We start from the raw sequence: 15,766 nt of genomic DNA on the forward strand, positions 1-15,766 counted from the left end.
GAACAAACCGTTATAAATTTAAATAAATTCGTTATGCAGCATATCAAAACCAAAATAGAAGACCATATTTTAAGTATTTTTTTGGATCGGGGAAAGTCCAACGCCATCGATACACAGTTATTAAAAGAGCTGATAGAGACCCTCGAATCTAATCAGGCTAACGATGCTGTGCGCGGAGCGATTCTTATCGGTAAGGAGAACTTTTTTAGCGCAGGTCTTGACCTGATCACCTTATTTGATTATGATGAGGATCAAATCCGGGAATTCTGGAATCTTTTTTTGGAGGCCACTTCCCTACTGGCATCTTTCCCGAAACCGATAGTCGCCGCCATATCGGGCCATAGTCCGGCTGGAGGCTGTGTATTCGCCCTATGCTGCGATTATAGGATTATGGCTGAAGGGAATTTCGTGATAGGACTCAATGAAATACCAGTGGGGCTTATCGTACCTGAAAGTATCTTCCAACTTTATGCTTTCTGGATCGGGAAAAGACATGCTTATCAGAATCTGCTCGAAGGAAAACTGCTCTCGCCGCTTGAAGCAAAATCACAGGGCTTGGTGGACGAAGTCGTACCGGCAGATATACTTTTTAATACCGCATCGAAGAAAATAAAACAGATCGCACAGTTTAATCAAAAAACCTGGCAAACCTCTAAACTAAACTTCCGAAAAGAAATAATTCTTAAATTGCGTGAAAATAGAGAAGAGACGATTCAGGCTATTCTCGAACAATGGTGGCTACCGTCAACACGGTCTATATTAAAGTCGATCATCGAAAATTTGACTTCAAAAAAATAATATTTAATAAACGAAAATAACATGAGAAATCTCTTTTTCTTTGTTCTTATCTGTCTCTCCATCAGTGTGGTCTCCTGTAGAAACAATAAAAAGGAAGACAAGGCAGTCAAAATTGCCCAGGATTCTATTCCATTGGATACGATAAGTAAACCGGACACGGTCGAAAAAGAAATAAAGAAAGAGGATACAGAAACGCTGGAAGAAGTACTGGAAAAAATTGCCAAAGCATATACTGAACAAGACAGTAAAACGATCAATAACTATATACATCCAAAATTAGGGATCTATATCATATATCGTCCGGGAGCATTGGATTCGTATGTGCATCAAAATAGTTTTAATTTTTCCAAACCGGTCCCAGAATATCATTCGTATGAAAAACTGAGTTACAAAGGACCGTTAAAAGCAGGAAAACTCCCTGCTTTTGACTGTGGAACAATGAAATGGGATAAGTTAGGCTTTTTTTATGATAAGAAGTCCCGTCCGAATGAACTGTCACAAACGGCTAAATTCATGAACGAGATTTTAGATGCAAAAATTAATCGGACCGAATTGCAGCGGCTGAGAAATATAGAAGCCAGAAGCTATCGTGCGATCATGACGTCCAATGAAAGCGAAGAGCCTTTTGTTTTTCATGTAACAAAAGAAGGAGAAAAATGGTATATTACAGTTATAGACCGCGCGTATGCAGGTTGTGATGCATAAAAAGATTTTTTACATTTAGCCATTTTTAAGAGCATGGGAAATTTAGATAAAGACATACAAAAGAAAATCGACGATTGGTTAACCTCCAATTATGATGAGGAAACAAGAACCTCCGTCCAGAAATTAATAGATGATCAGGCAGAGACAGAACTTATTGATTCATTCTACAAGGATCTTGAATTTGGAACAGGAGGTTTAAGAGGGATTATGGGTGTAGGATCCAACCGTATGAATAAGTACACGATTGGGAAAGCGACCCAGGGATTATCAAACTATCTAAAAAAACAGTTTCCCAACGAGGAAATAAAAGTAGCTGTATCCTACGATAGCCGCAATAACTCACAATCCTTTGGTCAGCTTGTTGCCCAAGTATTTGCCGCAAATGGTATAAAGGTTTATCTTTTCAATGAACTACGCCCTACTCCGATGCTCTCTTTTGCTATCCGTCATTTTGGCTGCAAAAGCGGGGTCATGTTAACAGCTTCACATAATCCCAAAGAATACAACGGCTATAAAGCTTATTGGAACGATGGGTGTCAATTGACGGCTCCCCATGATAAAAACGTGATCGATGAAGTCAATGCAATTGCCAGCGTAAACGACATCCGATTTGAAGGGAATACCCAAAATATTATTCCGGTTGGCGAGGAAATCGATCCAATTTATATTGAGGCAAATAAAGCATTGCGTATTCATCCAGAGGCTGTACATGCGCAGAAGGATCTAAAAATTGTTTATTCTCCGATCCATGGTACCGGAATTACAATCGTTCCCAAAATGCTTGCTTCCTGGGGCTTTGAAAACGTTACTATTGTCACAGAACAGGCAACTCCAGACGGAAACTTCCCCACTGTGGTTTACCCCAATCCTGAGGAAGAAGATGCTATGGCCTTAGCAAAGAAAAAAGGTGAAGAGATTGATGCGGACCTTGTTTTGGCCACCGACCCTGATGCGGACCGTGTAGGTATTGCTATTAAAAATAGTCAGGGCCAATTTCAATTACTCAATGGTAATCAGATCGGCAGTTTGTTAATCTATTATGTACTAAGTGCAAAAAGTGATTTAAAACAATTGGGCAACAATCCTTATATTGTGAAAACCATTGTAACCAGCAACCTCCAGTCTGATATTGCAGATCATTACAAAGTTACGCATTATGAAACACTGACCGGGTTTAAATACATCGGTGAATTGATGACAAAATTAGGTGATTCAGCTCAATATCTTGCCGGTGGGGAAGAAAGCTATGGCTACTTAGTCGGTGATTTGGTCCGCGATAAAGACGCCCCGAATGCTTGTGCCTTCCTAGCAGAAATGACCGCATATTTTAAGTCAAAAGGCAAGACTGTTTACGAAGTTTTATTAGATATCTACCAGAAATTTGGCTGCTATCAGGAAAAACTGATTTCCTTAACAAAAAAAGGAAAAGCAGGAGCCGAAGAAATTCAGGCCATGATGGCCGGTCTACGCCAAAATCTACCAGCCAAACTCGGAGGAATCGAAGTTAAAGAAATTCGGGACTATGAGCTTTCACAAACGACTGATATGAAAACAGGCAGTAAAAGTGAAATTACCCTTCCAAAATCGGATGTCTTACAGTTTATCACGGTAGATGGTGATGTGATTTCAGCCAGACCTTCGGGTACAGAGCCCAAGATCAAATTCTATTGTTCGGTTAAGGGAACGCTTCAAGATAAAAGTGATTACCTAAGCCTTCAAAAAATATTGGAAGAAAAGGTAGACCGTATGATGAAAGATATTGTTGGTTAAATGGAGAAGTGGAAACAATTATCATCTGAATATATCTGTAAGGAGCCATGGGCAACGTTACGCAGAGATACCTGCGAGCTCCCCGACGGACGCATCAATGACCATTATTATGTACTAGAATATCCGGATTGGGTTAATATGGTCGGCATTACCGAGAAAAATGAGCTATTGGTGATCCAACAATACCGTCATGGTGCCGGTATGATTTCATTGGAAATTCCGGCCGGGACAATGGAACCGGGAGAAAATCCAAAAGATGCCGCAATCCGGGAAATGCTCGAAGAAACGGGATATCAGTTCGATAACATTGAAGAGATTGCGAGCCTTTATGCCAACCCCGCAACAAGTGGCAACGTTACATATACCTATCTGATGACAGGTGGACGTAAAGTGCAGGAACAGGAACTGGATGAACACGAGGAAATCGAAGTATTCCTTATCCCACTTGAAGAAGCAAAAACAATGCTGCTGGAGAATAAATTTAGCCAAGCACTACATAGTAGCGCTTTATTCTATGCTTTTAATAAATTAGGCTTGTTATAAAACAAGCCTAATTTTATTCTGTTTTTTCCTTTCATACTTTAATTTTCACTAGACTTTTGATTTTTGTACCTTTGTGCTATGGCAAGAGAAATTTTTGAAACCAAGCGAAAGGCCCTGAAAATAAATCTAAATCCTGAGATTTACGGAACCTTCGCTGAGATCGGTGCTGGACAGGAAGTCGCACGTAATTTTTTCAATGCAGGGGCTGCTTCCGGCACAATTGCAAAAACAATGTCAGCGTATGACATGGCATTCAGTGATGCGATTTACGGCGAGGAAGAGGATGGCAGATATGTCAGCAGAACCCGCTTACAAAAAATGCTTTCTCATGAATTTGATTTGCTGACGCAACGACTACATGGTGATAAGTATTGCAACAAAAAGTTCTTTGCCTTTGCAGATACTGTTACTACGCTGAACTTCACCAAAACCAATGAGCCTCATGGCTGGATTGGTCTCCGTTTTCAGCACGAAGTCGGTGGCCCCACCAATGATATCATCGTCCATGTCAGGCTTTTGGACAGCGACAATCAGCTGCAACAAAAAGTATTGGGTATTATTGGCGTAAACTTGTTATTTGCGGCTTACTACTATACGGAAAATGTACAGACCATGATTGAATCCCTGGTCGACAATCTATCTGTCGGATCAGTAGAAATTGATCTTGTTAAGTTAAATGGCCCTTTGTTTGAAAATGTCAATCAACGGCTGATCAACTTATACCTAATTGCCAAAGGGTTTGCGAAAGCCGCTATTTTCCAACCAGATGGAAAAGCAGTACAGATCAAGGATTATTTGTACAAAAAGAATATCATCTTGCTACGTACAAAATACCGTCAGAAATCACTTCCTAACTTTGACCTATTTAATCTTGCTGTAGAGCAGTTCAAGAAAAATACGGGAGCAACAGACAAGGATACCATCGTATTGATCGAGGTATTAATGGGAAATGTACTGGAGGATACACATGAAATCACAGATGAAGATCTACAGGAATTTGCATCGAGAGCAGATGAATTATGCGCTACAGGCAATAATATTATTGTCAGCAACTTCCGTAGAAATAACCATCTCGCTGAGTTTATTAGTAACTTTAAACCCAAAAATATCGGAATTGCAACAAACGTTTATAACTTAAAAAACATCTTCAATTCGGACAACTATAACAAAGAGCTTTATACCAACGAGTTATTATCCTACATATCCGGTATGTTCAATAAAAATGTAAAGCTTTATGCTTATCCATATCTATTGAAAAAGGAAAATAAAATCATCACGACGCAAAATATGCCCGTCTCCGAAGAAGCCAAACCGCTATTTGAATTCTTAATTAAAAACGGTTATATCATTGATATTGAAAATTACGACGAGAAGTTTGTAAAAACCGTATAGTGCAAATCTTTGCTATAATTTATAGTCCAATTTCGTTAAATTGGACTATATTTATATCTGAGCCTTATGAAGCAAGAACATGTAATACTAGTCGATTCCAATGACACTGTCATTGGGGGTATGGAGAAATACGAAGCTCACGAAAAGGGCTTGCTGCATCGGGCGTTCAGTGTCTTTTTATTCAATGACATGGGTCAGCTGCTCTTACAGCAAAGGGCCTTAGACAAATATCACTGTGGTGGATTATGGACCAACAGCTGCTGTTCCCATCAACGGCTTGGCGAAAGTAATTTGGAAGCTGCCACACGGCGCCTGATGGAGGAGCTTCGTATAGAAGCATCAGACCTATATGATTCATTTTCATTTGTATACAAAGCCGAGTTTGACAATGGCCTTACAGAGCATGAGTTTGATCATGTACTTATTGGCAAATTCAACGGTGAATCTGATTTTAATGTTGCAGAAGTAGCTGCTATACAATATTTGGATCAACAACAGATTAAAGATGAGATCACGCACTTTCCAGAGAAATTTACCCCTTGGTTCAAAATGATCTATCAACGTGTATTTGAGACCTATTTGGACAAATACAAGAAGTAAGGTATCCCAAAAGCCATGTAGCGATAAAAGCACAGCGACGTCCTCCTTGTAATGGCCAAACTCCATGAATAGCACCATAATAGAAGCTCTAGGGGCCGCTAGCCCTACAAATAAAAAGGAGCAATTCTATCACAAATGCTCCTCTCTTTTTATACCCTCGAGTAGCCAACTATAGATATTTCTTATAGATGGAATACATAATTTTTAGATCGTTTTCACTCAAAAATGCGGTATTCACATCCTGCTGAATATAGTGGATCTTAAACGCCTTTATTGCCGCATCGAGGTTACTGACATCGTATCCAATGATACGCAATGCCATTTTGGGGTTAAAGTCAACAGGCGGTGTTTCTGAAAATTCCTCATACCAATAACCAAATCCCTGATCGGCCAACTTTTTCCAAGGGAACCGTGAGGGATCATTTTTACGTGAAGGTGCCAGATCCATATGCCCGATGAAATTTGCCTGTGGAATCTTATAGGTATTTTTCAAATAGTTCAGCAGCTGAATCAACGCATTTATCTGTGCATCCGTCCAGGGGTCGGTCGTCCCATTATTATCCAGTTCAATACCTATCGATGCGGAGTTCAGATCAGTATCATTCCCCCATTTACCCAGACCTGCATGATGAGCCCGGTATAGATCATTTACCATCTGCACCACCTTACCATCCCGTCCCACAACATAATGTGAACTTACACCGGCTTTCGCAGAGTGAAAGGTACGGATTGTCTGTCCCAGAGAATCTTGCGCTGTATGGTGAATGACCACAAAATTAGGCTTCCGGATACCGAAATTGATAGAGGCAATCCATTGTTGATCTTTCACATTTACTTTTTCCAGCTGTCCGGATACCGGAGATTGCCGATACAAATTAGCGAACTCTTTTGCCTGTTTCTTATATACTTTCTCCGTTTTAGCATATTTATTGCCTGCACAAGATGTAATCAATGCTGCAATAATAAAAAGATTGAATCGTGATGTTATCCTCATATCGAAATGTTTCTGTACAAATATACCTCCAAAATAGGATATGAATGTGATTATACGCTAAAATGATACAATAATCTTCTTTTTCTAAAGCAAAACAGGGAAATGCCAAATGTTCCTGATTGGTCTACTGCACACGAGTAGCTGATCATCAAAAAAGTCCAGATGGAGTATCTGGACTTTTTGAGAACGATGTAACGTATTGATATTTTATTTTAAAGCGCTTACGTTCAATTTACCCATGAATGCTTTCAGCTCATCCAAACTATAGCCATTACCTCTTAATGTGATCAAATAACGGTCTTTTTCGAGATAGCTTATTTCGGAGCTCTTTGGTGTCGAACCTTCCACGCCTTTATTGTCCATTGTTTTTGCACGCTTTCCTTCAAAATCACCTGTTTTCTCTACTTCTGTGTCCGTAATATTTTCAGAATCGACCATAAAACCCATCTGAGCGAGACTTACAATAGCCGAAGCGGTCTCACCTGCACCGTCAATAATGTTTATTTTAATGTCCTTTTGATCATCCACGGTATACGTTGCCTCGCCAGAAATGACACTGACACCGTACATAGAGCCCGCAGAATAAGATGTTCTTTTCAAACCGTCTAAACTTTCTGGAAGAAATGCTTTTAATTCCTCCGAACTCAATGGTTTTTCAGCTTTTAGTTTAGTTTGGAGTTCTTCCATTTTCTTTGCTCCATCAGTCAGGTTATCCAGATTAGATACTCCTTTAACCACATCGGAGATCCCCGCACTCGTTTCATTATCATCCGCCGCACCATCCTGGGATTCGTTACGGTTACCGCAACCTGCGATCAAAATAGCCGCGCTCAATAAGAGGGACATTAAACTCAATTGTCTTTTCATGATTATCAGTTTTTTAGATAAAACGTCAGAAAGATAAAAAAATGATTTTACAGGCGCAACTATTTAAAATATAGCCGTAAAATAGTCCCACTTGTTTTTCCCGAACCTACCAGAACCGATCTAATAAGCTATGAGGCCATCATGCTTACGTCCTTTTTCGCCATCTATTCTTTTCGTTTACCTTTTCCAAATTCTAAGTAAAAAAAAAAGCCCCCGTAATACGGAGGCTCTATTGTAATATTATTTTCCAAGGTTGTTACGCCTCAGCATATTCTTCGATCGAAGGACATGAACAGATCAATGTACGATCTCCCTGTGAGTCGTTTACGCGACCTACAGAAGGCCAGAACTTACGCTCTCTTACGTACTCCAATGGATAAGCCGCAGTCTGACGACTGTAAGGTCTATCCCACTCATCTGCAGTAACTACTGCTGCTGTATGCGGAGCATGCTTCAATACGTTATTTGCTTGTTCTGCTTCGCCCGATTCAACCGCAGCAATTTCCTGACGAATTGCAACTAATGCATCACAGAAACGATCCAATTCAGCTTTCGATTCAGACTCCGTTGGTTCAACCATCAATGTACCAGCCACAGGGAAAGAAACTGTCGGTGCATGGAAACCGTAGTCCATCAAACGTTTTGCGATATCAGCAACTTCGATACCTACATTTTTGAAACCGCGGCAATCTAAGATCATCTCATGCGCACAACGTCCGTTGCTACCAGAATAAAGTACTGGGTAAGCATTTTCCAAACGTGCTTTAATATAGTTTGCATTCAATATTGCTGTACGTGTAGCATTAGTCAAGCCTTCACCACCCATCATCGAAATATAAGCGTGGGAGATAATCAAGATTGATGCTGAGCCAAATGGGGCCGCCGAAACAGCTGTAATTCCTTCTTCTCCTGAAGTAGAAACAACTTGATGGTTTGGCAAGAAAGGCACCAAGTGTTTAGCAACACCGATCGGCCCCATACCTGGACCACCACCACCATGTGGAATACAGAACGTTTTGTGCAAGTTTAAGTGACAAACGTCAGCACCAATATGACCTGGGCTAGTCAAGCCTACCTGAGCATTCATGTTAGCACCATCCATATATACCTGACCACCATTGGCGTGAATGATTTCACACACTTCAATGATAGATTCTTCAAATACACCATGTGTAGATGGATAAGTCACCATTAATGAGTTCAGATTAGCAGCATGCTCTTCCGCTTTAGCTCTCAAATCTGGGATATCAATGTTTCCAAGTTCGTCACATTTCACGACCACCACTTTCAGACCAGCCATTGAAGCCGATGCAGGGTTTGTACCATGTGCAGAAGCTGGGATCAAACAGATATTACGACCATGATCACCACGGCTCTCATGATAAGCACGGATAACCATTAGACCTGCATATTCACCTTGCGCTCCTGAATTAGGCTGGAAGCTCATTTTAGCAAAACCTGTGATCTCTGATAACCAATCATTCAATTCACCGATCATCTGCATATAACCGGAAGTTTGGTCAGCTGGCGCAAATGGATGTAATCCACCAAATCTCGCCCAGGTAACAGGGGTCATTTCAGCTGTCGCATTCAATTTCATTGTACATGAACCCAAGGGGATCATCGAATGACATAAAGATAAATCTTTAGCTTCCAACGATTTAATATAGCGTAACATCTCATGTTCAGAGTGGTAGCTATTAAAGTTTGGATGCGTTAAGTAAGCTGAGGTACGGACCAGTTCAGCTGGAATTGAGGAACCAACATTTTCTTCTAATGTATCGAAATCTACATCGTTCAATGTTTTGCCCTGAATTTTTGCAAACACTTTTACGATCGTTTTGATATCCTCGTATGTTGTTGTTTCATCTATCGCAATAGAAACTTGTGAACCGTTGTAGTAGAAGTTCAATTCATTATTCAACGCTTCAGATTTTAATGCCCCCGCATGCGCACCTAAATCTACACGCAGTGTATCAAAATAAGCGTTATTCAATTGAGTATAACCCAAAGACTGTAAAGCCTGATCCAATAAATTGGCTAATGCATTGATACGGGATGCAATATTTTTGATTCCCTCCGGGCCATGGTAAACAGCGTAGAAAGAAGCCATAATAGCCAATAAAGCCTGTGCTGTACAGATATTCGAAGATGCTTTATCGCGACGGATATGTTGCTCACGAGTTTGTAAAGCCATACGTAAAGCGTACTTTCCATTCGAATCAGAAGTTACACCAATGATACGTCCTGGAATATTACGTTTGAAACTATCACGTGTAGCGAAGAACGCCGCATGAGGGCCACCGAATCCCATAGGGACACCAAAACGTTGGGAGTTACCGACAACAACATCTGCACCCCATTCTCCTGGAGGAGTCAACAAGGCTAAACTCATTAGATCCGCAGCAGCACATACTGTAATATTTTTACCGTGTGCAGCCTCAGCAAATGATTTGTAGTCAACGATCGATCCGTCTGCTGCCGGGTATTGTACAAATGCAGCAAAAACATCATCTGTCAATTCGGACTCTTGAATAGCTGTGATTTTAAGTTCGATACCGAAAGAAAGCGCGCGCGTCTTTAATACGTCAATCGTCTGTGGATAGGCATTTTCAGAAACCAAAAATACATTCGCATCTTTGTTTTTACGTGCTGAGTAAAGCATAAACATCGCTTCAGCAGCAGCTGTAGCTTCATCCAATAATGAAGCGTTTGCAATTTCCAATCCAGTAAAATCAGAAATAACAGTCTGGAAGTTTAACAGTGCCTGTAAACGACCTTGTGCAATTTCTGCTTGGTAAGGCGTATATTGTGTATACCATCCCGGATTTTCAAACACATTACGTTGAATTACACCCGGAAGGATCACGTCATAATATCCTTGACCAATAAAAGATTTAAAAACTTTATTTTTCTCTGCGATTTCCGCTATTCGCTTTAAATAAGCAACCTCAGACAATGCTTTTGGAAGATTTAAAGGTTTCGGAGCGCGGATTTGAGAAGGGACCGTTTGGTCGATTAGCTGGTCAATTGACGTTACGCCCAATTTGGCCAACATTTCATTCGCTTCAACTGGACTTGGGCCATTGTGGCGATTTTCGAATTTTTCTTGGAAGTGTATATTGCTCATGTGTGCAAAAAGTTAACGCTTATAGACAGTTAGCGACATAACAATTAGGTAATTAACTCTCTTATAAACAGTCGTTTTTTGGATGAGCAAAGATAGCAAAATAAATGACTGAAAACGAAGCAAAAAAGTGGATAAAAAGTCAGTTTTAAGTACAAACGAATGCGCAATCGATTGCCCTCTCCATATTAAAATTCAAATAAAGATAACCAACAGCAACTCACATTAAAAATATACCAATCAATCCAAAGATAGATTGACACAATGACAAAAAACAAAAGATTATGCTATTAATTTTCCACCCACCTTTTTTCTTTTTAGAGATATTCTTTTTGCAATCGAGCTGATTTTTCAATACATTAGTATAAGTACCAATTGTAAAAGTGATTGCTGACAGAACGAAATTATTCAAAACAAATGTCACGCATATTCCAAAATACGCTGATTCACTCTAAAATATCGAAAAACAGGTATTTTCTCTTTCCTACAGTAGGGCTCATAACGGTAAGAATATCATTTCTTTTTTAACAAATACAAACCAGCGAAGTAACGATTATAAATCATGAGAAAACAGGTAACAGACAGTGTACTCCTCGTAAGACCCTCTGTCTTCCGCAAAAATGAACAGACCGCAGTCAATAATTTTTTCCAAAAGGACATTGAAAATCTAAGCGGCGAAGAAGTAAATAGAGAAGCACAGGGGGAATTTGACGCCCTTGTCAATGAATTAAAATCACACGGTATCCTAGTAACGGTCATCCAGGATGATGAAAAATCCGAAAGCCCAGACAGTATTTTTCCGAACAATATTGTCTCTTTCCATCAGGACGGGAAGATTATCTTTTATCCGATGTTTGCGCCCAACCGCAGAAAAGAACATTTATTGGACTTTGAGGGTCCATTGAAACAAAATGGTTACTATGTAAAGCTAATCAAAGACCTCAGCGAGGCCGAAAATAACAGACAATATTTAGAAGGAACAGGCGCTCTAGTACTCGACCGCACACATCGTATTGCTTATTGTGCACTATCTGAACGGGCGGACCGGGCAATGTTAGACGAATATTGTAGAACAGAAAACTATACTCCTATTGTCTTCCACGCATTTCAGACAGTCAATGGCGAACGCAGACCCATTTATCATACCAATGTGGTATTAGCCGTAGGAGAAGATTTTGCCATCTTATGCCCCACCGCAATTGATCATCAATCGGAGCGCGATACATTAATAAAAAAACTAAAAGAGACCGGAAAAGAAATCATCGAGATCAACGAAAACCAACTGGAAAATTTTGCAGCAAATTGTCTCCAGGTGAGAAATAAATATGGGAACCGTTTTATTGTCCTAAGTGATAAAGCGTTGTCTTCATTAACACTGTACCAAACAGCGCAATTGGAAAAACATGGTAAAATCATCCATCAAGATTTACACGTTATTGAAACCTGCGGTGGTGGTAGTGTGCGCCATATGATGGCAGAAGTATTCCTTCCAAAAGAAAAAATGATGAATGCCTAGGATTCATCACTTCTATAGATAATCAAAAGAAAAAGGACCAAAGTCTTAATGAATTTTGGTCCTTTCTCTTTTGATTTAATGAAGTTTTAAAATTTTATTTAGAGCCATTTGCCAAAATCGATTTTTAATACAGCTCTTTGTCTTTTTTAAAACAGATTAAAAAGAATAGCGTAATCCCAGTTGGAATTGGTATGGGTTACCAGAAGGGGTAACGATACCGGAATTGTTTACATTGTAATTAAACTGCTGCTTTGCAGGATCAAAAGGGATCAGCTTTTCCCCGGCAGCATTTTTCCCACCTAAAGCATATAGATTTTGATTGCCTAGAGACTCATTTATGCCCCAAGTTTTCTTGAACAAGTTGGCAACGTTGAAAAGATCCCCTGATATTTCCAGCGCATGGTTCTTATATAAATTGAATTTTTTAGCAATTCGTAAGTCAATCACACCATAAAAACCATTCACCCCACCATTACGTTCCGCTATTTTACCCTGATATTTCTTGATATAATCTTTAAGACTCTGACTCGCTTCCGGGTTATTCAACAGATTATTTAACCCCGTGACCAACTGTTTTGAAGTATTGGAATTATTCGGGTCAAAAATATAGGCCAGATCATTGTCTCCGGCGACAAAGTCTCCATTGATATTTCCGCCGGCGAGCAAACTATATCGTGTACCTCCGATACCCGAGTAGCGAACGCCCACACTGACACCATAAAATGTTGGCAAAGTTCCGTAAATAACAATTTTATTACGGAATTGGTTGTTCGAATAGCTCATCTTGCTCAAATCGCGAGGATCATCTTTTACCGCTAAGGATAAGGTCGCCGTATTGGCCACATTCCCATTGAATGAAGTATTGTCTTTCGCATCATTCCAAGTATAGCTAAGCGAAATCGTTCCATCTTTGTAATACTGATAACTTGCATCAAATACGACAGCAAATTGGTTGACTTTACCCTCAGAATTCAATTCTAGAACTCGGCCGAACTTATCTGAAATCCGTCCTTTTTTCCAGTCCGGAGCTCCATCGACGATGGATGCTGCAGGAACGAATACACCTCTATTATCCTCATTTGCAAGTCTAAAGAAAGGGTCTTTCACCATATTACGATCTACATACATATAATTATTGCGTCCCAAATTCATATATCCCGAAAGGCTTGCCTTCAACTTTTCTGTGAAAAAGTGCGTATAAGATAAATTAGCCTTGTACACAACCGGGATTTTAGCATCTGGACCATAAGTATTGATGGTGGGCACCTGAAACTGAGCCAAAGTAGGTGTGGATGATGGGTCTTTTCTATAGTCGACAAAATTTGGTGTGGGCACATCCGCACCGCGAACATCAACAGTAGCAAAATGCTTCCCATCAAAAGTAAGGTTATTGATCGTCATATAATTATTGATATCCGATGCAAATATCCCGCCTCCCACTCGAAAGAAATCTTTTCTTTCTTCGTTCACATCCCAGGTCATTTGGAAACGCGGTTGCACGACAAAAGACTTGAGTTTATGATCTGTACGGACACCGACTTCTCTTAACAATTCCTCATTCAGAGGAGAGGTAGGATAATGGCCGTAATCCAATCGTAAGCCGGCGACTAAGTCCAGTCCCTGCGCTAGCTTCGTTTGCAATTGTCCATACACACCTGCATTGAATATCTTACCGACCACTGCAGGATCACTCATCAAAGGAACTTCACGATAGTAAGCATATGGTTTCATATCCTCAAAGTTCTGCATAGCCGTCTTTCCGTCACTTGGTCGAAAGTGGAAGCGGCCATTGACCTCACTTCCGTAAATGGAATTTGCATGGGTATACATCAGGTCTACACCAAAGGTGTAATTGATATTATCAGTGCTGTAATAGATATTATCAACAAGCTGAAATACGTTATTTTTAAAAGATTCCTGTGCAAAACGATGCCCTCCCAATTGTAATGTGGTCTTTTTATCTTCCCCAGCAATTTTGGAAACCGCATCTTCAACAATGGCACGTGGAATATTCTGACCAGGCAAAAGGTCTCCCGGACTACTTTTCTGATAGGTATAGAGATGTTGTACTTTTAGCTCATTGGTTACCTTAGGGGAAACGGTGGTACGCAAAGTAGCCAATAGGCTATTGTCAATATTTTTATCATTCCCGTAAGATTCATATAAAGTAATTGGCTTGTTGTCCTGCAACCCCAGCTTATTGTTATCACTTGTAAAGTTGTTACGGACTGTCAATAAGTTTTTATCATTAATCTGCCAGTCAATACGGCCAAAAATCGCGTCAGAGCCTCTTTTTTTATCAAAAGCGCCATATTGGCGTTCGTTCCCCAATCCGTACTTTTTCCGCCCGATATTGACAAATTCATCCAATGTCGCGTTTGTAACATTAAATCTTTTTTCATCGGCTTCAGAGTTGATATCAGCGATAATCAAAGGGCGGGAGTCTTGTTGATGATCCCATGCAACAAAGTAATGAAGTTTGTCTTTTATAATGGGACCACCCAAAGTAAAGCCATATTGATAAGTGGAGAAATCATTGCTTCGTTTGTTTCCTCGAATATCGTATGGGCTGGACAACCAGTCTGCTCGGGAATATAACCAGGCACTACCTTGCGTTTTATTTGTACCCTGTTTAGTAACCGCACTGACTGTTCCGCCCCCAGCTCTTCCGTAGGTGACATCATATTGGTTAGTCACGACTTTAAACTCCCGTACCGCTTCAATAGAGATCGAGAAAGGAGCGCCACTCCGACTTGTTGTCGAGCCGGCAGAAGTCGGGTTTTTTGCGTTCATCCCATCAATGGTAAAATTAGTAGAAGACCCAAGTTGACCACCGATATTATCACCCTTGCTCAATGGAGATAGATCCATTAAAGAAGTAAAATTACGACCATTTACCGGTAGTTTCGCAATATCCCGGGCCGTCACCGCAGTTGCAGCACCAAGGTTCTCAATTTTATTTTTCAATGTACTTACTCCTGTGAGCTCAACCGTTTCCAATATGTTAGATGCATTTTGAATCGGAATATTCAAGCGAATCATATCGCCCTGGTTTAGTGTAAAGCCCGAACGAATCTGTTCGCCATAACCAATAAAGGTAACTTTAATAATGTATGGCCCTCCGAGTGGAAGTTCCTTAAAATTGAAATCGCCATTAGCGTTGGTCGATGTTTTGGTGGTAAAACCCGTAGATTCGTTACGAACCTCCACTGAAGCTCCATGAACCCCTTTGTTATTCTCGTCCGTAATCTTTCCGGAAAATCCTGCCTGGGTTGTTTGCGCATACAAACCTGTTCCTATCGCAATGGCACAAGTCGTAAGTAATATTTCTTTCATTTAGTTGTTGGTTGTAATACGGCAACAAAACTACTTCCATCGTATTAACAGAAGCTAAACGAAATATTATGAAATTATAAACAAAACTTTCTAAAATATTTTGTAAAAATGCAGAATT

General features: G+C 40.1%; 11 protein-coding genes. 7 read left to right on the plus strand and 4 right to left on the minus strand.

Annotated elements, in window-relative coordinates:
• The first annotated feature begins 33 nt into the window (after positions 1-33).
• The 6 genes from ACK8HY_RS14615 to idi all read left to right on the plus strand — a co-directional run bounded on the left by ACK8HY_RS14615 (position 34) and on the right by idi (position 5,808).
• Positions 34-798: an enoyl-CoA hydratase/isomerase family protein gene (locus tag ACK8HY_RS14615; protein WP_416134089.1), complete on the plus strand. Its 765-nt coding sequence runs from the start codon at positions 34-36 to the stop codon at positions 796-798.
• 21 nt (positions 799-819) lie between these two features.
• Positions 820-1,503: a hypothetical protein gene (locus ACK8HY_RS14620; protein WP_416134090.1), complete on the plus strand. Its 684-nt coding sequence runs from the start codon at positions 820-822 to the stop codon at positions 1,501-1,503.
• Positions 1,504-1,536: 33 nt separating this feature from the next.
• Complete coding sequence (locus ACK8HY_RS14625) at positions 1,537-3,273, plus strand: phospho-sugar mutase (RefSeq protein ID WP_077436824.1); 1,737 nt, start codon at positions 1,537-1,539, stop codon at positions 3,271-3,273.
• On the plus strand, positions 3,274-3,816 hold the full coding sequence (locus ACK8HY_RS14630; protein ID WP_077436825.1) for an NUDIX hydrolase: 543 nt from the start codon (positions 3,274-3,276) through the stop codon (positions 3,814-3,816). It abuts the gene before it with no gap.
• A gap of 78 nt (positions 3,817-3,894) precedes the next feature.
• On the plus strand, positions 3,895-5,208 hold the full coding sequence (locus ACK8HY_RS14635; protein WP_077436826.1) for a nicotinamide mononucleotide adenylyltransferase: 1,314 nt from the start codon (positions 3,895-3,897) through the stop codon (positions 5,206-5,208).
• A 66-nt stretch (positions 5,209-5,274) separates the two neighbouring features.
• Positions 5,275-5,808, plus strand: a complete 534-nt coding sequence (idi, locus tag ACK8HY_RS14640) for an isopentenyl-diphosphate Delta-isomerase (RefSeq protein WP_077436827.1) — start codon at positions 5,275-5,277, stop codon at positions 5,806-5,808.
• A 169-nt stretch (positions 5,809-5,977) separates the two neighbouring features.
• Here idi and ACK8HY_RS14645 read toward each other — a convergent pair whose 3' ends face one another.
• The 3 genes from ACK8HY_RS14645 to gcvP all read right to left on the minus strand — a co-directional run bounded on the left by ACK8HY_RS14645 (position 5,978) and on the right by gcvP (position 10,799).
• Positions 5,978-6,802 carry an N-acetylmuramoyl-L-alanine amidase gene (locus ACK8HY_RS14645; RefSeq protein ID WP_416134091.1) on the minus strand — a complete coding sequence of 275 codons (825 nt, stop codon included), beginning with the start codon at positions 6,800-6,802 and terminating at the stop codon, positions 5,978-5,980.
• A 207-nt stretch (positions 6,803-7,009) separates the two neighbouring features.
• Positions 7,010-7,669, minus strand: coding sequence for a hypothetical protein (locus ACK8HY_RS14650; protein WP_416134092.1), 660 nt, complete (start codon positions 7,667-7,669; stop codon positions 7,010-7,012).
• 256 nt (positions 7,670-7,925) lie between these two features.
• Positions 7,926-10,799: an aminomethyl-transferring glycine dehydrogenase gene (gene gcvP, locus ACK8HY_RS14655; RefSeq protein WP_416134093.1), complete on the minus strand. Its 2,874-nt coding sequence runs from the start codon at positions 10,797-10,799 to the stop codon at positions 7,926-7,928.
• Between the two features lie 559 nt (positions 10,800-11,358).
• On the opposite strand from gcvP, the gene ctlX reads away from it, so the two are divergent.
• Positions 11,359-12,312 carry a citrulline utilization hydrolase CtlX gene (gene ctlX, locus ACK8HY_RS14660; RefSeq protein ID WP_077436832.1) on the plus strand — a complete coding sequence of 318 codons (954 nt, stop codon included), beginning with the start codon at positions 11,359-11,361 and terminating at the stop codon, positions 12,310-12,312.
• 156 nt (positions 12,313-12,468) lie between these two features.
• Here the strand turns inward: ctlX and ACK8HY_RS14665 are convergent, their stop codons facing one another.
• Complete coding sequence (locus tag ACK8HY_RS14665; protein ID WP_416134094.1) at positions 12,469-15,648, minus strand: carboxypeptidase regulatory-like domain-containing protein; 3,180 nt, start codon at positions 15,646-15,648, stop codon at positions 12,469-12,471.
• Positions 15,649-15,766 lie beyond the last annotated feature (118 nt).

The sequence above is a fragment of the Sphingobacterium sp. NGMCC 1.201703 genome (assembly GCF_047784615.1).
GTDB lineage: Bacteria > Bacteroidota > Bacteroidia > Sphingobacteriales > Sphingobacteriaceae > Sphingobacterium.